The sequence below is a fragment of the Streptomyces alboniger genome (genome assembly GCF_008704395.1).
In the GTDB taxonomy this organism is placed as follows: domain Bacteria; phylum Actinomycetota; class Actinomycetes; order Streptomycetales; family Streptomycetaceae; genus Streptomyces; species Streptomyces alboniger.
The window spans coordinates 4,642,137-4,658,860 of record NZ_CP023695.1 but is presented as its reverse complement, the minus strand read 5'-3'; the positions used below and the strand labels follow the sequence as shown (position 1 = coordinate 4,658,860).

Below are 16,724 nucleotides of genomic sequence, written 5' to 3'. Positions count from 1 at the left end.
TTTCCCCCAACCTACCGCATCCGCCCACGTGCACGGAGTGCGTCGTGAGGGTGCGGCCGGTGAGGGCCAACGAGCAGTGAGTGTACGTGCTCCACGGCCCCCCGTCGAACAGAATGGGTCCCGATGGTCTTGGAAACCCGCGCGCCGGGGGCGTTTCAGGTCTGGAACGATGGGGCCATGAGCGCTGAAACTTCTCCGACCGAGCGCCGGGTGTCCGCGCGCATCGGCGCGATCTCCGAGTCCGCGACCCTCGCCGTCGACGCCAAGGCAAAGGCCCTCAAGGCCGCCGGGCGTCCGGTGATCGGCTTCGGCGCGGGTGAGCCCGACTTCCCCACTCCGGACTACATCGTCGAGGCGGCCGTCGAGGCCTGCAAGAACCCGAAGTTCCACCGCTACACGCCGGCCGGCGGCCTCCCCGAGCTGAAGGCCGCGATCGCCACGAAGACGCTGCGCGACTCCGGGTACGAGGTGGACGCCTCGCAGATCCTGGTGACCAACGGCGGCAAGCAGGCCATCTACGAAGCCTTCGCCGCGATCCTCGACCCGGGTGACGAGGTCATCGTCCCGGCCCCCTACTGGACGACGTACCCGGAGTCGATCCGTCTCGCCGGCGGTGTCCCGGTCCCGGTCGTCGCCGACGAGACCACCGGCTACCGCGTCTCCGTGGAGCAGCTGGAGGCGGCCCGCACGGAGCGCACGAAGGTGGTGCTCTTCGTGTCGCCGTCGAACCCGACGGGTGCCGTCTACAGCGAGCCCGACGCCGAGGCGATCGGCCGCTGGGCCGTCGAGCACGGCCTGTGGGTCATGACCGACGAGATCTACGAACACCTCGTCTACGGAGACGCGAAGTTCACCTCGCTCCCCGCGATCCTTCCCGAGCTGCGCGACAAGTGCATCGTGGTCAACGGCGTCGCGAAGACGTACGCGATGACCGGCTGGCGGGTCGGCTGGATCATCGGCCCGAAGGACGTCGTGAAGGCCGCGACGAACCTCCAGTCGCACGCCACGTCCAACGTCTCCAATGTCGCGCAGGCCGCCGCGCTCGCGGCCGTCTCCGGTGACCTGGTCGCCGTCGAGAGGATGCGGGAGGCCTTCGACCGGCGGCGCAAGACCATCGTGCGGATGCTCAACGACATCCAGGGCGTCATCTGCCCCGAGCCCGAGGGCGCCTTCTACGCCTACCCCTCGGTGAAGGGCCTGATCGGCAAGGAGATCCGCGGCAAGCGCCCGCAGGACTCCGTCGAGCTGGCCGCGCTGATCCTGGAGGAGGCCGAGGTCGCGGTCGTCCCGGGCGAGGCCTTCGGGACGCCGGGTTACCTGCGCCTCTCGTACGCGCTCGGGGACGAGGACCTCGTCGAGGGCGTGTCGCGGCTCCAGAAGCTGCTCGCCGAGGCCCGCGACTGAGGTCGGGCGCGCCACGCGTGCGTGCGGGCCGTCTCTCCACCGGAGAGGCGGCCCGTTTCTGCGTTCGGGGAAGCCCACGAAGGTGGAAAGGCGCTACCGGGACACCAGGTGCGTACGGCAAGATCCTGGAATGGAGCGCGTACGAGACGTAAGAGAGCTGCCGAAGGCCCATCTGCACCTGCACTTCACCGGGTCGATGCGGCCGGCCACCCTGCTCGAACTCGCCGACAAGTACGGGGTACGGCTCCCGGACGCGCTGACCGGCGCCGAACCGCCGAAACTGCGCGCCACCGATGAGCGGGGCTGGTTCCGCTTCCAGCGGCTCTACGACGCGGCGCGCTCGTGTCTGCGGGAGCCCGAGGACATCCAGCGGCTGGTGCGGGAGGCCGCGGAGGAGGATCTGCGGGACGGTTCGGGGTGGCTGGAGATCCAGGTGGACCCGACCTCGTACGCGCCACGGCTCGGGGGGCTCATCCCGGCCCTGGAAATCATCCTGGACGCCGTCGAGAGCGCCTCGCGGGAGACCGGCCTCGGGATACGCGTCCTCGTCGCCGCGAACCGCATGAAGCATCCGCTGGACGCGCGCACGCTGGCCCGGCTCGCGGTGCGCTACGCGGACCGGGGCGTCGTCGGCTTCGGGCTCTCGAACGACGAGCGGCGCGGCATGGCGCGGGACTTCGACCGGGCGTTCGCCATCGCGCGGGACGGCGGGCTGCTCGCGGCGCCGCACGGCGGTGAGCTGACGGGGCCTGCTTCGGTGCGGGACTGCCTGGACGACCTGGACGCGGTGCGCATCGGGCACGGGGTGCGGGCCGCCGAGGACCCGCGGCTCTTGAAGCGGCTCGCGGACCGGGGTGTCACGTGCGAGGTGTGCCCGGCGTCCAACGTCGCCCTCGGGGTCTACGAGAAGCCGGAGGACGTGCCGCTGCGGACCCTGTTCGACGCCGGGGTCCCGATGGCGCTCGGCGCCGACGACCCGCTGCTCTTCGGGTCGCGTCTCGCCGCCCAGTACGACATCGCGCGCGAGCACCACGGCTTCGACGATGCCGAACTGGCCGAGCTGGCGCGGCAGTCGATCCGCGGCTCGGCCGCCCCCGTCGACGTACGGGAGAAGCTGCTGTCCGGGGTCGACGCCTGGCTGACCGCCCCTACAGGCTGACGCCGACCGTCACCGGTTCGTTGACCAGCGTGATCCCGAAGGCGTCCCGCACTCCGGCGACGACCTCGCGGGCGAGGGCCAGCAGGTCCTCGGTGGTCGCGCCACCGCGGTTGGTGAGGGCGAGGGTGTGCTTGGTGGAGATGCGGGCCCGGCCCTCTCCGTAGCCCTTGGTGAAGCCGGCCTTGTCGATGAGCCAGGCGGCGGAGGTCTTCACGTGGCCGTCGCCCGTCGGGAAGGCGGGCGGGGCGGTGTCCGGCCCGAGGCGGTCGGCCACGCGCGCGTGGAAGGCCGCGAACTCCTCGTCGGTGAGGATCGGGTTGGTGAAGAAGGATCCGGCCGACCAGCTGTCGTGGTCCTCGGGGTCGAGCACCATGCCTTTGCCCGCGCGGAGCTTCAGGACCGTCTCGCGGGCGGCCGCCGCGGGGACGCGCTCGCCCGCCTCGACGCCGAGCGCGCGGGCCGTCTCGGGGTACTTCAGGGGGGCGCTCATCCCCTGCGCGTCCTCCAGTTCGAAGCGGACCCGCAGGACCACGAAGCGCTCGGGGTCGGCCTTGAAGCGGCTGTGGCGGTACGAGAAGTCACACTCGGCGTTCGGAATGACGACCGTCTCGCGCGTCTTTCGGTCGTACGCGACCACTTCGGTGATCGTGGACGACACTTCCTGGCCGTACGCCCCCACGTTCTGGATCGGCGTCGCGCCCGCGGAGCCGGGGATCCCGGCGAGGCACTCGATGCCCGCGAGGCCCGCCTCGACGGTGCGGGCGACCGCGTCCGTCCAGGTCTCGCCGGCCGCCAGCTCCAGCCTCGTACCGTCGAGTTCGAAGCCTTGGGTGGCGATGCGCAGGGCGGTCCCGTCGAAGCCATTGTCGCCGATGACCAGGTTCGAGCCGCCGCCGATGAGCAGCAGCGGGGTGCCGGTGTCGTCGGCCTCGCGGACGGCGGCGATCACCTCGGCGTCGGTCGTCGCGGTGATCAGGCGGGTCGCGGGGCCACCGAGACGGAAGGTGGTCAGCGGGGCGAGGGGGGCGTCGTGGAGTTCCTGCACGTGCTCAAGAGTACGAGAACGGCCCCGCCGGTCCCGGCGGGGCCGTGTCCGTACGAGCGGTCAGGCGTCGACCCGGGCGTCCTGGCGCCCCAAGCGCACCTCCTGGCCGGACGCGGGCACGCCGGTCTTCTGACGGCCGGGGATGCACAGCACGGCCACCGCGGCGAGGACCACCATCGCGGCACCCACCCACAGCGCGGGCTCCAGGCCGTCCACGAAGTTCCACGGGGAGCCGTAGCCGCCGTGGGCCGAGAAGATCGAGGACATCACGGCGATGCCGAGGGCGCCGCCGACCTCGCGCAGCGCGTTGTTGGCGCCGGAAGCGATGCCCTGCTCGTGCGGCCGGACGCCGGACATGACCAGGTTGGAGGCGGGGGCGAAGAACAGGGACATGCCGATACCGCTGATGATCAGGGCCGGGAGTTGCACGGTGTACGCGGCGTCGGGCGCGACCACGACGGCGTACCAGCCGAGGCCGGTGGCCTGGAGGAAGAGCCCTGCGGCGACGACAGGGCGGCCGCCGAACCGGTCGGAGAGGTAGCCCGCGAGGGGTGAGACGAGCATCGGCATGCCGGTCCAGGGCAGCATCCGCAGCCCCGCCTCGGTGGGCGAGTAGCGGAGGACGATCTGCATGTACTGGCTGAGCAGGAAGATCGAGCCGAACATCCCCAGGAACATCAGCAGGCTCGCGGCGTTGATGCCGGAGAACGCCAGGCTGCGGAAGAGGCGCATCGGCAGCATCGGCGCCTTGTGGCGTATCCCGTGGCGCACGAAGCCGCCGAGCAGCGCGGCGCCCGCGACGAGGCTGCCGAGTACGGTGACGCCGGTCCAGCCGTCGAGGGGCCCGCGGATCAGGGCGTACACGATTCCGAAGAGGCCGCCGCTGGCGAGCAGGGTGCCCGTGATGTCGAGGCGCGCTCCGGGGGCGTGCGACTCGGCGAGGCGGAAGCGGGCGAGCGGTAGCAGGGCCAGGCCGAGCGGAACGTTCAGCCAGAAGATCCACTGCCAGGAGGCGTGCTCGGTGAGGCTGCCCCCGATGAGTGGGCCGCTAGCGACCGCGAGGCCGTTGACGGCGCCCCATATTCCGTACGCCATTCCACGCTTGGCCTCGGGCACGGCGGCCGTCAGGAGGGTCAGCGTGAGCGGCATCATGATCGCGGCGCCGACGCCCTGTACCGCGCGGGCGGCGATCAGGGCCTCGATGCCGGGTGCGAGGGCCGCTGCGGCGGAGGCCCCGGTGAAGACCGTGAGGCCGATGACGAAGAGCTTGCGGCGGCCGAAGCGGTCGCCCAGGGCCGCGCCGAACATGAGGAGCACGGCGAAGGTGAGGGTGTAGGCGCTCACCGTCCACTCCAGGTCGTGCAGCCCTCCCCCGAGGTCCTCGCGGATGGACGGCAGGGCGGTGGTGACGACGAGGTTGTCGAGAGCCGCCATGAATCCGGCGGCGCTGGTGATGACCAGGGCCCAGGCCGCTCCCCCGGCCCGCGCGGTCTTCTGTGGCATTGCTTCCCCCTGTGGGCGGTTGATTGGTTAGTTATTGATTACTAACTTTCGCGGGCGCGAAGAAACGCACCTCCTGCGGGACGGTCGTGACCTACTCCGAGGACTGCACCGAGTGATCGAAGCCGTTCCACACGCGGTGATCGGGCCGGTAGCCCAACGACACCAGGACATTGATCAGCATCCCGTACGCGAGGAATGTCGTCCCCTCGTCGATGTCGGCACCCAGAGCCAGGCTGACCGTGTCGTACATCTCCATCCAGGCGGCGCGCAGCGCCTCGCCGAACTCCCGGTCCCCGGACGCCTCCGCGGAGGCCACCGCGACGTACATCTGCATCTGCATGAGCAGCTTGTCCGGGTCATCGGCGATGAGCGCCCGATAGGCCTCCCCCATGGCATGCGCGGCCTCCTCCGCCTCCAGCCCTTCGGATGCCCGCCTGAAGACCTCGGTGATCTCCTGGCTGCATCGCAGGGACGCGGCGAGGAAGATGGCCTGCTTGCTCGGGAAGAGGCGGAAGAGGTACGGCTGGGAGACGCCCACGCGCTTGGCGATCACCTCGGTGGAGGTGCCCTTGTAGCCGCCGCGCGCGAATTCGACCATCGCCGCGCGGATGACGCTCTCGCGCCGCTCCTCTGCGCTCATCCTGACCATGCGAGTAAGTTAGTGGCCAATCACTAAGCAGGTCAAGGGGCATGGTCGGGGGACGTACAGGTAAGGGGCGCTCCTCAATGGAGGGCGCCCCTTACCGCGTATCCGTGAACGGCCAACCGTCAGGCCAGCTGCACGACCGCCCGCGACATGCCGAGGACCTTCTGGTCCGCGCTCTTAGCGAGCAGGTCGACCCGGACGCGCCTGTCGTCCAGCTTGGCCGCGACCTTGGCGCCGACCTCTATGGTGGCGCCCTTGTCGTCGTTGGGGACGACGACCGGCTTGGTGAAGCGCACGCCGTACTCGACGACCGCTCCCGGATCGCCCACCCAGTCGGTCACGACACGGATCGCCTCGGCCATGGTGAGCATGCCGTGCGCGATGACGTCGGGGAGGCCGACCTCGACCGCGAACTTCTCGTTCCAGTGGATCGGGTTGAAGTCCCCCGAGGCGCCCGCGTACTGGACGAGCGTGGCGCGCGTCACGGGAAAGGTCTGGGCCGGCAGCTCGGTGCCGACTTCGACGTCGTCGTAAGAAATCTTCGCCGTCATCGCTTCAGGCCCCCTCTGCCGCGGGCTCCGCCGCACGCGCGACGAGCTTCGTCCAGGCGGTCACGACGTGCTCCCCGGCTTCGTCGTGGACCTCGCCGCGGACGTCCAGGATGTCGTTGCCCGCGAGCGACTTGATGCTCTCGATCGTCGAGGTGACCGTGAGCCGGTCCCCCGCGCGCACCGGGCGGGTGTAGGCGAACTTCTGGTCGCCGTGCACGACGCGGCTGTAGTCGAGTCCCAGCTGCGGGTCCCGGAACACCTCACCCGCGGCCTTGAAAGTGATCGCGAACACAAAAGTCGGCGGGGCGATCACATCGGGGTGACCGAGTGCCTTGGCGGTTTCCCTGTCGGTGTACGCGGGATTGGCGTCCCCCACCGCCTCGGCGAACTCGCGGATCTTCTCCCGGCCGACCTCATAAGGATCAGTGGGCGGATAGGACCGCCCCACGAAGGACTGGTCGAGCGCCATGGACTCGGTACCTCCTGTGGTTGGTTTCGTAAAAAACGACGCGAGGCCGCCCCCACAAACGGGGACGGCCTCGTGTACGAGCCTGTGTGTCAGCGCGTTTCGCGGTGAGCAGTGTGCGAGTTGCAGCGCGGGCAGTGCTTCTTCATCTCAAGACGGTCCGGGTCGTTACGCCGGTTCTTCTTGGTGATGTAGTTCCGCTCCTTGCACTCCACGCAGGCCAGCGTGATCTTCGGGCGGACGTCGGTGGCAGCCACGTGAGTGCTCCTTGACGGACGGATGGACGGATGAACGCATACAAGAGTAGCCGATCGAAGGACCGACCCCACAATCGGCTACCAGGAGTAGCGGTGACCGGACTTGAACCGGTGACACAGCGATTATGAGCCGCTTGCTCTACCGACTGAGCTACACCGCTGCGATGCCGGATCCCCTCGCCCGAAAGGCGAGGATCACTCGACATCAGAGCCCCAATGCGGAATCGAACCGCAGACCTTCTCCTTACCATGGAGACGCTCTACCGACTGAGCTATTGGGGCGAGCGATGAAGACATTACACGGTTGGTCGCCGATCGCCCAAATCCGTTTCGCCAGGGCCGTCCGGGGGGATCTGGAGGGCCGCCTCAGAGGTCTCCGAATGCCTCGTCCGTGCTGTGACGCCACACCGATTCGGCTCGTGACAGCCCGCCGGTACGGCTCGTGGCACCACACCGGTACGACTATTGCGCTCCTCCTCGAAGCGGACGTTTCGCCGTCCTAGGCTCGGCACACGCTGCGTGATCTTGACGCCCCGAACGACAGCAGCCGCCCCCGAACACCAGGAGCGCGATGCCCGACAGCCAACCGCAGCAGCCCCACTCCTCCGGCTCCTCCGGTTCCTCCGGTTCCGACCCCACGGCCGACTCAGGGTCCCTGCTGCTCTGCGGCGCCCGGCTCACCGACGGCAGGACCGTGGACGTCCGGCTCGGCGGCGGGCGCATCGAGGCGGTCGGCACGGTCGGCAGCCTGGCCGCGCACGCCGCGCGCGTGGACCTCGCCGGTTATCTGCTGCTGCCGGCCGCCGCCGAGCCGCACGCCCACGGTGACACCGCGCTGTCGGCGGACGTGCCGGGCCCGGTCTCGTACGACGTCCCCGACGTGCAGCGCAGGGCCACGGAGGCGGCTCTGCTCCAGCTCGGGCACGGCGCGACGGCCCTGCGGTCGCATGTGCGGATCGGGGACGTCCAGGGGCTCGGCCCGATGGAGGCCGTGCTCCAGGCGCGGCGCTCGCTGCGGGGGCTGGTCGATCTGACAGCCGTCGCGGTGCCGCGGCTGCTGACCGGCGCCGCGGGTGCCGACGGGCTCGCGATGCTGCGGGACGCGGTGAAAATGGGCGCCTCCGTAGTGGGCGGTTGCCCGGATCTCGACCCCGATCCGACGGGGTACGCGGAGGCGGTCCTGGAGCTTGCCGCCGAGCACGGCTGCCCCGTCGACCTGCATACGGACGGTGACGATCCGGCACGGCTCGGGCGGCTCGCGGCGATGGCGGCCGGGGTGCGGGCCGGGGTGACGATCGGCCCGTGCGGCGGCCTCGGGCGGCTGCCGAAGGAGCTGGCCGCGCGCGCCGCCGAGCAGCTGGCGGCGGCCGGTGTGACCGTGATCTGCCTGCCCCAGGGCGGCTGCGGCAGCGCGGAGCGACGTGGGCTCGCGCCGGTGCGGCTGCTGCGGTCGGCCGGGGTGCGGGTAGCTGCGGGGAGCGGGGCGATGCGGGACGTGTCGAACGCCGTGGGGCGGGGGGATCCGCTGGAGGCCGCGTATCTGCTGGCCTCGCGGTGCGGGCTGCGCCCCGAGGATGCCTACGACGCGGTGAGCGGGGCGGCACGGACGGCCATGGGCCTGCCCGAGATCCGGGTGGAGGCGGGCTTCCCCGCCGAGCTGCTCGCAGTACGCGGCGACCGGCTCGCGGGCGCGCTGTCGCTCGCTTACAGCCGGATCGTGGTGCACCGGGGACGCGTGGTGGCGCGGACCAGCGCGGTACGTGAGTACTGCGACTCGGCCGCCGCCGTGGCCCTGGACCTGCCGCGCCAGGGGCGGGCCAAGGAAGGCGAGCCGGGGCGGCCGAGAGGGGACGAGGCGTCGCCTTGAGGGTGACGATTCGAGAGGGGGGCGTCGCCTTGAGGGCCAGGCGGGGTGGGCGGCCCGCGATGGGGTCGGGACCTCCGCGTGCGGCGAACGCGTCCGTGCTGCCGTACGGTCGGAGACATGCGCATTGTCATCGCTGGAGGTCATGGTCAGATCGCGCTGCGGCTCGAGCGTCTGCTCGCCGCGCGTGGTGACGAGGTCGCCGGGCTGATCCGCGACGCCGGGCAGGAAGCCGATCTGCGCGAGGCCGGTGCCGAACCGGTGCTGTGCGACCTGGAGTCGGCGTCGGTCGACCAGGTCGCCGAGCACCTGCGCGGCGCCGACGCGGCGGTCTTCGCGGCGGGCGCGGGACCGGGCAGCGACGTCGCCCGCAAGAACACCGTGGACCGGGGCGCCGCCGTGCTCTTCGCGGACGCGGCGGAGCGGGCCGGGGTGCGGCGGTACATCGTCGTGTCGTCGATGGGCGCGGACCCGGCGCACCAGGGCGACGAGGTCTTCGACGCGTATCTGCGGGCCAAGGGCGAGGCGGACGTGAACGTACGCGCGCGTGCCGCTCTGGACTGGACGATCCTGCGTCCCGGGATGCTGACGGACGACGCGGGCACGGGTCTCGTACGCCTGGAGGCGTCGACCGGGCGGGGGCCGATCCCGCGCGACGACGTCGCCGCGGTGCTCGCGGAGCTTCTGGAGACGTCGGCGACGGCCGGCCTGACGCTGGAACTGGTCAGCGGTTCGGTGCCGGTGTCGGTGGCGGTCAAGTCCGTCGCGGGGAACTGAAACGTTCAGGCCGCCCCCGGCGCACGATCCACGGGTCCGGATGGGCCCCCGCGAAGCCTGGGAGGCCCTGAGGCCGCCCAGGAGGCCTTGACGCCGTGACGCCGCCCGGGAAGGCCCTGAGGGCCCCTCAGGCGCGCTCAGAACAGCGGGAGCTGGCCCGGCAGGTCCGGGACCGTGTAGCCGTCCAGGGCGGGCTGCGCGGCGCCCAGCTGGGCGTGCCGACGGGACCCCGGACAGGAGACCAGGTCGCCGGTGGCGCGCGAGCCCGGCGGGTCGTGACGGGCGAACCGCCCGCCTACGACGGCGATCTCGCGGCGGCACTCCGGGCAGTTTCTGCGACGGGACGACATGGTCCCATTTTGAGCCCTGCGGACCTCGGCGGCGCCCGCGCTCCAACTCGGCCCCCTATTTGTCAAGTTGGGCGATGCCTCCGAGCGCTCCGCCCTATCCTGCCCCGAAGGCGACGTGCACATCGCGCCGCATGGACGCCTCGGAGGGCTGATGGAACCCGCCGTGATCGGAGCTCGGCTCGCGTCGAGCATCGTGGGGCCGCTGGTCAGGAAACTGTTCGTATCCGAAGGTCCCGGGGCCGACCTGGTGGACCGGCCCGTGGCCGTATCCGGTCTCGTCTCCTTCCGGGGCGAGAAGCGGACGCTCTCCGACAAGGACCTGTACAAGATCGCGGAAGAGCTGGTCAGGCGCGCCGCCCACTCGACAGGCGTCGAGGACGAACTGCCTTCCTTCGAGAAGCGGGCCGTCGTCCACGCCGTCACCGATTCACTGCGTTCTCTCGGGACGCTCGCGATGGACGACGTCCAGGCCGTGCGCCTCGGTCATCTCGCGCTCTCCAGGCAGCTGCGCGCCCAGAACAGGACGGCCACGCTCGGCCTGTCCCACGACGCCGTCACGCTGCATGCCGGCGTGATGGACACCGCATGCCTGCACATTCTGAACTTCTTCACCCAGCGGTCCACGTTCGTGCCGCGCACACTCCTCGAACAGAGCCGCGGCATCGAGGAGCTGACCCGGAAGATCGATGCTCTGATCACCCGGTCGCCGCCGCCCGCGGACGGTCCCTTCGAGAAGCGGTACGCGCACTACATCGCCGCCAAGCACGGCAAGTTGAGCATCTTCGGTCTCGACCTGTCCGGGGCTCCGGAGAGCTGGCGACTCGACGTGGCCTATCTCCGCCTGGACGCGGCCGTCGACGCGCTGAGTCCCGTCCCCACGGTGGTCTCGGCCGACCATGTCCTCGCGGGCCGCGACCGCGTGCTCCTGCGCGGCGTGGCGGGCTCGGGGAAGACCACCCTCATTCAGTGGCTGGCGGTGTCCACGGCGAAGAAGTCGCTCAACGAACAGTTGCTCTACCTCTATGGGCTCGTACCGTTCGTGCTGCCCCTGCGCACGCTGACGCGCAGCGGTGCCCCGCTTCCCGCCCCCGACGGATTCCTGTCCGCGGTGGACTGCCCGATCGCCGGGAGCCAGCCGCCCGGGTGGATCGACCGGGTGCTGCAAGCCGGCCGGGGGCTCATCCTGATCGACGGGATCGACGAGATTCCCGAGGACGACCGCGGTGACGCCCGCCGCTGGCTTCGCGAACTCCTCAGCGCCTACCCGGACAACCGTTGGCTCGTCACCTCCAGGCCGTCGGCCGTACGGGAACGCTGGCTGGCCGAGGACGACTTCGCCGAGCTGGACCTGGCCCCCATGAACCGGGACAACATCGCCGAGTTCATCCATCGATGGCACAAGGCCGCCGGCATCAGCGATCAGTACGCCACCGAGTTGCTCCGTGCGATCCGGGCCCAGCAGGACCTGAGCGGGCTCGCGGTCAACCCCCTGATGTGCGGCCTGATCTGCGCCCTGCACCAGGACCGCCGCGGCTATCTGCCCGACGGCCGCAAGGAGATCTACGACGCGGCCCTGTCCATGCTGCTCTTCCGGCGTGACCGCGAACGCGGAGTCCTCAAATCCGGCCCGATCCACATCAGCGAGGCCGAACACATCCAGCTCATCCAGAAACTGGCCTACTGGATGATCCGCAACGGCCGCTCCGAGATGAACCGCACCGACGCGGTGGAGCTGCTGCGCCGCGTCCTGCCGGCCATGCCCAAGGTCGCGGAGCAGGGCACGCCGGAAGCCGTGTACCGGCATCTGCTCGTCCGCAGCGGTCTGCTCCGGGAGCCGAGTGCGAACTCCATGGACTTCGTCCACCGGACGTTCCAGGACTACCTGGGAGCCAAGGCGGCGGTCGAAGGGCTCGACTTCGACTTCCTCATCGCCAACGCGCACCTGGACCAGTGGGAGGACGTCATCAGGATGGCCGTCGCCCACGCGCGGCCCACGGAGCGGACCCACCTCCTGACGGGCCTCATCAGGCGCGAGAACACCTCACGGCAGGGCCGGGACCGTCTCCATCTCCTCGCGGCCGCCTGCCTGGAACACGCCACAGAGCTGGATCCCGCGGTGCGAGCCGAGGTCCAGGAGCGAGCCGCCGCGCTGATCCCGCCGCGTTCGACGGACCGGGCCCGCGCCCTGGCCGCGATCGGCCCTGTCGTACTCGAACTGCTGACCGGCCCTCGGGAACTCCCGCCGCGCCCGGCCGCCCTGGACCCCTTCGCCACGGACGAGCAGAAGGCCGAGGCGGCGGCGGCCGAAGCCGCGTACCAGGCGGTGGCGGATGAGGCGTACTTCACAGTGCTCACGGCGACGCCCATCGCGACCGACGCCGCCGTCCAGGTGCTCGCCCTGTACCGCGACCACCCGGACCTGCGGGTGCGCAGCGAACTCGCACAGGCGTGGAGCAGGTACGACACCGACCTGTACGGCCAGGAAGTCGTCGCCCACCTCGCCGAGGACGGCCTCTACTTCCCCGTGTCGAACCTGCGGGAACTCTCCGCGCTGCGGAGTTTCGGCGGCCGTTCCCGCATCAAGATCACCGGGGAGTTCGCCGTCGACGAGTTCATCGCCACGTGCCCGAGCCAGCGCCTCACCCACCTCTGGGTCGAGTCCGACATGGGACCCGCCTGGGACTGGCTGAGCCACTTCCCCGCACTGCGTGTACTCACCATTGAGACACTCCATCCGAGCATCGACCTCAGCACTCTGGAGAGGGTGCGCTCCCTGCTCACGCTCCGCGTCCCGGAAGACGCCGAACTCGTCGGCTCGCATCTGCTTCCGGAGTCCACGAAGGTCGTACGGGGCTGCCCCAGTACCGCGTGAGGCCGCGCGGAACGAAGAAACCCCCTCCGATCTACGTTTCCGCAGGTCGGAGGGGGTTTACCTTCATGTGGCGGCGCCAGGATTCGAACCTGGGAAGGCTGAGCCGGCAGATTTACAGCGGGCCGCTCCCAACCTGGTTGACCTGGCAAGAAGACCAGCGGCGCCCCACTGGGGGGACGCCTGGGGGAAGCGCGCCACAAGCGGCCCTCCGACTTCACTCTGTCGATCGACCACATTCGCTGCCCCCCCCACGAGGTCGTAACCAGGCGCTTCTAAACGATCTCCGTAGGTGAGGTCAAGTGCCGCCCTCTCACGCTACGCCTTCACCATGACTTTGGATCATGGCTGTGATTCCGATGAGGTGCTTTCATCTCCGCACCCACCTCTGACAAACACACACAAGTCATTCCGATTACGGATGGCCAGGGTCCGCACCTAGCACCGATTGTGTTTCGCAAAGTTGACCACTGGGTAAGACCAGATCTCTGGCCACTTGGGGGGTTTGATGGATTCACAGCTCATGGCTGCCCTACTGGGTGGCACTGGTGTAGCCACAGGCGGACTTATCGCTGGTGCGTTCAGCCTCCTGAAAGGGCGACAGGAGAACGCCACTCAGGAGCGCAAGCATCAATTGGACGAGAATTCACGGCACCGAGATGTACGCAGGGATATCTATGCCCAGTTCCTAAAGAAGGCGGGACAAGTATCTGAGCTAGAAGCAAAGAGGCTTCATGACGCCGAGCAACGAGTGACACTGAGGGAGATCAGAAGGGCAGGAAACGTAGAGCACAAGGAATACACAGATCAGTACGCAGCACCCTTGCAAGACGCTACGGGAGAGCTGATCGGGCTCGCGTTTCTAGTGGAACTGGAAGGCCCCGAACGCCTTGTACCGCTGGCCCAATCTGTCGTCGTGGTCCACAGAGAAGTGCAGGAGATAATTCAGAAAAACAGAGCCGCCCATGGTCCAGGAGTTGGAGAGGCATACAGGCAGGAACTCCAGGACGCAGAGAGAGCGCGAGTATTTAGGGAGCGAGACTTCATCCAGGCGGCACGGAGTACCTTGCAACCTGGAATCGGTTGAGAGCTAGTCCTCAGACGTTCGCCCACCCCCAGTCGCCGACCCACCTGCATCCAGTGACCAATCCTTGGTGGGGATGAGGCGACTTGTAGACGTACGACCGTTGGACAGCAAGACACGAAAGCGAAGATGATCCCCGCGAGTAGCGCTTCTCCTAGAAACTGTGAAGCGGTAGATCGTGCCATCAAGGGCAGGAATTACCGGGGCCACGGTCCCCCATCTGTTTTGTGGATCGAACCCCCTACTGCCCTTCACCAACTGAAATTTCCGCTTGCTGTATCTCGACTCATAACGGCAGAGTTCAACACGTTCAAGGGTCACGGGAGTCATGCCATTATTGATAAGTCGAAGAACGAAGGTGTGATTGACCTCTTTTTTCTCCGACTGAGACACCAATGCGTTGGTATTGGTACGCCATAGCCGAACCTGAATCTTGGGCCGGACACGCCTGAACGTGCGATACGATACGAGCGCATTTACTCCCGTGATCGCTGCGCTTGCTGACGACACCACGATCGCAATCTCAGGTAGCTCCATCTACCTCCTCCTCCAGATCATCAAACGAGCCTTCTGCGCTAAATGTGTTTCCCTTCCGAGTCACATACGCACAGTCGGTGACCGCTCGCCGGAGTCGACAGACATCCGTACTCGACGCAGCATTGCAATTGCGATCCGTCACCGTTAGCCAAGATACGGACGCGCGCGGTGCTCCAAAAAGTGCCGGAGCCTGAGCCGCTGCGTGTGGTGCATGGGCAGCTCCTCAAGCTCCTCTGGCCGGACAAAACGGAGCTCTGTCGACTCATTGGAGATCGCGAGCCGACCACCGACGGTTCGAGCCGTGAAGCAGACGTTGAACTGTCGCCGGACCTCGCCGTCCGTGTACTCGATGATGTGCTTCGGGTCGGTGTACGTGCCGACCAGGCCCGTGATCTCGACGTCGAGGCCGGTCTCCTCCTTGACCTCACGGACCGCCGTACCGGGCAGTGAATCGGTGAGGTCCATGCCGCCTCCTGGCAACGCCCAAAGGTCGTTGTCCCGGCGGCGTTGAAGCAGGATGCGCCCCTCTTCGTCGGTGACGACCGCTGAGGCCGCGACAACCATGCTGTTCGGCTTCGGGGCGTTGGGGTCGTCGTAGTACTCGGTGCGCGCCATGGTCACTCCTCCTGCTGTACCGGCTTCGCCGTTGCCCAGACCGCGTCGAAGCTCTGCCCGTAGGTGTCGAACATGCCGCCTTCCCCGTTACGGCGGAGGTGCCACACCGGCGCACCGTACGCGTTCGCTCCCCAGACGTGGGCGTTGACCAACAGCTGGTCGTCGGCGCGGTACAAGGAGTTGTAGAGCGTCGTTTCGTGGGTCCTTATCTCGATGCCGGATACCCCAACGAGAGGGCGGTAGTGCATGAGGGCCAGTCGGCACCGGGACTCGATGCCGTGCCCGAACCGCTCCTCCTGGCCGCGCGCTTGAACGTTCGGGCTTTCGGCATCGCCTACTGCGATACGTACGGAGCAGCCCTCGGCGGCTCGTTCGCGCAGCAGATCGTTGAGCCGCGGGTATGCCTCGTGCAGGAAGACGGCCGCGTAGACCAGGACGTCGATGCGCTCGCGGGCCTGGGTCATCATGTCGACGAACGCGGATACGGGCAGGTCGGCTCGTTGCTCGTAGAGGGCGACGAGTTCCGGGCTGATCGCGCGGGCGGCGCGGGCCTGTCGAAGCGCCGGCCAGAGTGCGTGCACGTCTTCTCCTAGGGCTTCAGCTGCCTCCATAGCTGTGGCACGGCGCGGCGTACGGCCCAGATTTACCCATCGCTCAACCGACTTGGGGTCGACCTCAACGGCCTTAGCGAGTCCGGCGTACGTCCAGCCTCCGGCCGCCATGACGGCTCGTAGTCTCTCGTTCTGCATGAGTCTCCCCCTGAGTCTCGGGACGGCACTAGGGACGTTTTACCCGACGCGGGACGTCCCGAAGTGGGGTTTGGGGGTTGTTCCAAGGTCCCCCCTGTTGACCCGATGCTTCTGCGCACGAGCACGGACGGATACCGACTGCTTACGGGGCGACGCGGACGCTCCGATCTGGCGTCAATCCGCTCCGTCAGCGAGTAGGAGGCAGAAGTGATCGACGACGCGTCCCTTCCGGCTGTCGGCACCCTCATGGTCGATACGCGCACTGGCAAGACGGGCATAGTCACGGGACACGAAGGCCCGTACGTGCAGCTTCGTCCGTCTGGTGGGGGCACCGAGTGGGACGTCCCTCCCGACGCACTTCGACAACCCACCCAATCCGAAGGGATGAGCTCCAAAGTGGCGGTCGCCAACAGGCGGTGGGGACTGTGAGCCCCCGGGCGGTTCTGAGGTTCGAAAATTGGACCCTCGAACCCGACGTCGAGCCCGACTCGGAGCCAGTCACCTACGCCATGCAGTGCGCCGTGGACGAGGAGACCTCGCCCGCCAGTGAGGACTGGGTGGCACCACAGGACTGGGTCCTGAAGCACTGCGGCAAGCATCCCTCCCACCACACCTACCGCGAGATCATCACGCGCCCCTGGCGGGCCTGGAGGCGGCCTTGATACGACGAGCGATCACGTGGTTGGGGCAGTTCACCGGGCCGCTGATGATCATCATGATCTCCGGCTCCTGCGGCCTGGTCATCGGCTTCACGCTGGCGACCGGCGCCCTGCCTCTCTGAACCCTCACCCGACAACAAAAGACCGGACCACCCCTCAGCCTGGACAGCATTCCGGGTGGTCCGGTCG

At 68.4% G+C, this 16,724-nt stretch carries 18 protein-coding genes and 2 tRNA genes; 9 read left to right on the top strand and 11 right to left on the bottom strand.

Going from position 1 to position 16,724, the window contains the following annotated elements; translation table 11 throughout:
• Positions 1–177: 177 nt before the first annotated feature.
• Positions 178–1,404, top strand: a complete 1,227-nt coding sequence (locus CP975_RS20860) for a pyridoxal phosphate-dependent aminotransferase (RefSeq protein ID WP_030782621.1) — start codon at positions 178–180, stop codon at positions 1,402–1,404.
• A 130-nt stretch (positions 1,405–1,534) separates the two neighbouring features.
• Positions 1,535–2,563, top strand: a complete 1,029-nt coding sequence (locus tag CP975_RS20855; protein WP_055527128.1) for an adenosine deaminase — start codon at positions 1,535–1,537, stop codon at positions 2,561–2,563.
• On the opposite strand, the gene CP975_RS20850 is transcribed toward CP975_RS20855, so the two are convergent.
• The 8 genes from CP975_RS20850 to CP975_RS20815 form a co-directional block, all read right to left on the bottom strand.
• Complete coding sequence (locus tag CP975_RS20850) at positions 2,553–3,608, bottom strand: UDP-N-acetylmuramate dehydrogenase (RefSeq protein WP_055527130.1); 1,056 nt, start codon at positions 3,606–3,608, stop codon at positions 2,553–2,555. The genes CP975_RS20855 and CP975_RS20850 overlap by 11 nt on opposite strands.
• Before the next feature lie 60 nt (positions 3,609–3,668).
• Positions 3,669–5,111 (bottom strand): MFS transporter, encoded by a 1,443-nt coding sequence (locus tag CP975_RS20845; RefSeq protein ID WP_055527132.1) that lies wholly within the window; start codon positions 5,109–5,111, stop codon positions 3,669–3,671.
• Between the two features lie 91 nt (positions 5,112–5,202).
• Complete coding sequence (locus tag CP975_RS20840; protein ID WP_055527134.1) at positions 5,203–5,760, bottom strand: TetR/AcrR family transcriptional regulator; 558 nt, start codon at positions 5,758–5,760, stop codon at positions 5,203–5,205.
• A 119-nt stretch (positions 5,761–5,879) separates the two neighbouring features.
• Positions 5,880–6,308 (bottom strand): MaoC family dehydratase, encoded by a 429-nt coding sequence (locus CP975_RS20835; protein WP_055527136.1) that lies wholly within the window; start codon positions 6,306–6,308, stop codon positions 5,880–5,882.
• A 4-nt stretch (positions 6,309–6,312) separates the two neighbouring features.
• Positions 6,313–6,777, bottom strand: coding sequence for a MaoC family dehydratase N-terminal domain-containing protein (locus CP975_RS20830; protein ID WP_055527138.1), 465 nt, complete (start codon positions 6,775–6,777; stop codon positions 6,313–6,315).
• 89 nt (positions 6,778–6,866) lie between these two features.
• Positions 6,867–7,031, bottom strand: coding sequence for a 50S ribosomal protein L33 (gene rpmG / locus CP975_RS20825; protein ID WP_006604855.1), 165 nt, complete (start codon positions 7,029–7,031; stop codon positions 6,867–6,869).
• Positions 7,032–7,119: 88 nt separating this feature from the next.
• A tRNA-Met gene (locus CP975_RS20820) sits at positions 7,120–7,192 on the bottom strand.
• 48 nt (positions 7,193–7,240) lie between these two features.
• A tRNA-Thr gene (locus tag CP975_RS20815) sits at positions 7,241–7,313 on the bottom strand.
• Positions 7,314–7,602: 289 nt separating this feature from the next.
• Here CP975_RS20815 and CP975_RS20810 point away from each other — a divergent pair.
• Both CP975_RS20810 and CP975_RS20805 read left to right on the top strand, forming a co-directional pair.
• Positions 7,603–8,898, top strand: coding sequence for an amidohydrolase family protein (locus CP975_RS20810; protein WP_055527139.1), 1,296 nt, complete (start codon positions 7,603–7,605; stop codon positions 8,896–8,898).
• 117 nt (positions 8,899–9,015) lie between these two features.
• On the top strand, positions 9,016–9,672 hold the full coding sequence (locus tag CP975_RS20805) for an SDR family oxidoreductase (RefSeq protein WP_055527141.1): 657 nt from the start codon (positions 9,016–9,018) through the stop codon (positions 9,670–9,672).
• Positions 9,673–9,809: 137 nt separating this feature from the next.
• Here CP975_RS20805 and CP975_RS20800 read toward each other — a convergent pair whose 3' ends face one another.
• The gene (locus CP975_RS20800; protein WP_055527143.1) at positions 9,810–10,022 is read right to left on the bottom strand and encodes a hypothetical protein; all 213 of its coding nucleotides are present in this window, start codon (positions 10,020–10,022) and stop codon (positions 9,810–9,812) included.
• A 163-nt stretch (positions 10,023–10,185) separates the two neighbouring features.
• Here CP975_RS20800 and CP975_RS20795 point away from each other — a divergent pair, with 163 nt between their 5' ends.
• Together CP975_RS20795 and CP975_RS20790 are read left to right on the top strand one after the other, a co-directional pair.
• Complete coding sequence (locus CP975_RS20795; protein ID WP_246201580.1) at positions 10,186–12,894, top strand: NACHT domain-containing protein; 2,709 nt, start codon at positions 10,186–10,188, stop codon at positions 12,892–12,894.
• Positions 12,895–13,414: 520 nt separating this feature from the next.
• Positions 13,415–13,978 carry a hypothetical protein gene (locus CP975_RS20790; protein ID WP_150477217.1) on the top strand — a complete coding sequence of 188 codons (564 nt, stop codon included), beginning with the start codon at positions 13,415–13,417 and terminating at the stop codon, positions 13,976–13,978.
• 678 nt (positions 13,979–14,656) lie between these two features.
• Here CP975_RS20790 and CP975_RS20785 read toward each other — a convergent pair.
• Together CP975_RS20785 and CP975_RS20780 are read right to left on the bottom strand one after the other, a co-directional pair.
• Positions 14,657–15,127 (bottom strand): NUDIX domain-containing protein, encoded by a 471-nt coding sequence (locus tag CP975_RS20785; RefSeq protein WP_055527145.1) that lies wholly within the window; start codon positions 15,125–15,127, stop codon positions 14,657–14,659.
• Between the two features lie 2 nt (positions 15,128–15,129).
• Positions 15,130–15,876, bottom strand: coding sequence for a helix-turn-helix domain-containing protein (locus tag CP975_RS20780; RefSeq protein ID WP_055527147.1), 747 nt, complete (start codon positions 15,874–15,876; stop codon positions 15,130–15,132).
• 246 nt (positions 15,877–16,122) lie between these two features.
• Between CP975_RS20780 and CP975_RS35875 the strand changes: the two genes are divergently transcribed.
• The 3 genes from CP975_RS35875 to CP975_RS36250 are packed head-to-tail and all read left to right on the top strand — an operon-like array spanning position 16,123 to position 16,657.
• Positions 16,123–16,305, top strand: coding sequence for a hypothetical protein (locus tag CP975_RS35875; RefSeq protein WP_150477940.1), 183 nt, complete (start codon positions 16,123–16,125; stop codon positions 16,303–16,305).
• Positions 16,293–16,538 (top strand): DUF7848 domain-containing protein, encoded by a 246-nt coding sequence (locus CP975_RS36760; protein ID WP_055527148.1) that lies wholly within the window; start codon positions 16,293–16,295, stop codon positions 16,536–16,538. Before CP975_RS35875 ends, CP975_RS36760 begins: the two co-directional genes overlap by 13 nt.
• Complete coding sequence (locus CP975_RS36250; RefSeq protein WP_281292889.1) at positions 16,535–16,657, top strand: hypothetical protein; 123 nt, start codon at positions 16,535–16,537, stop codon at positions 16,655–16,657. Before CP975_RS36760 ends, CP975_RS36250 begins: the two co-directional genes overlap by 4 nt.
• The last annotated feature ends 67 nt before the right edge of the window (positions 16,658–16,724 follow it).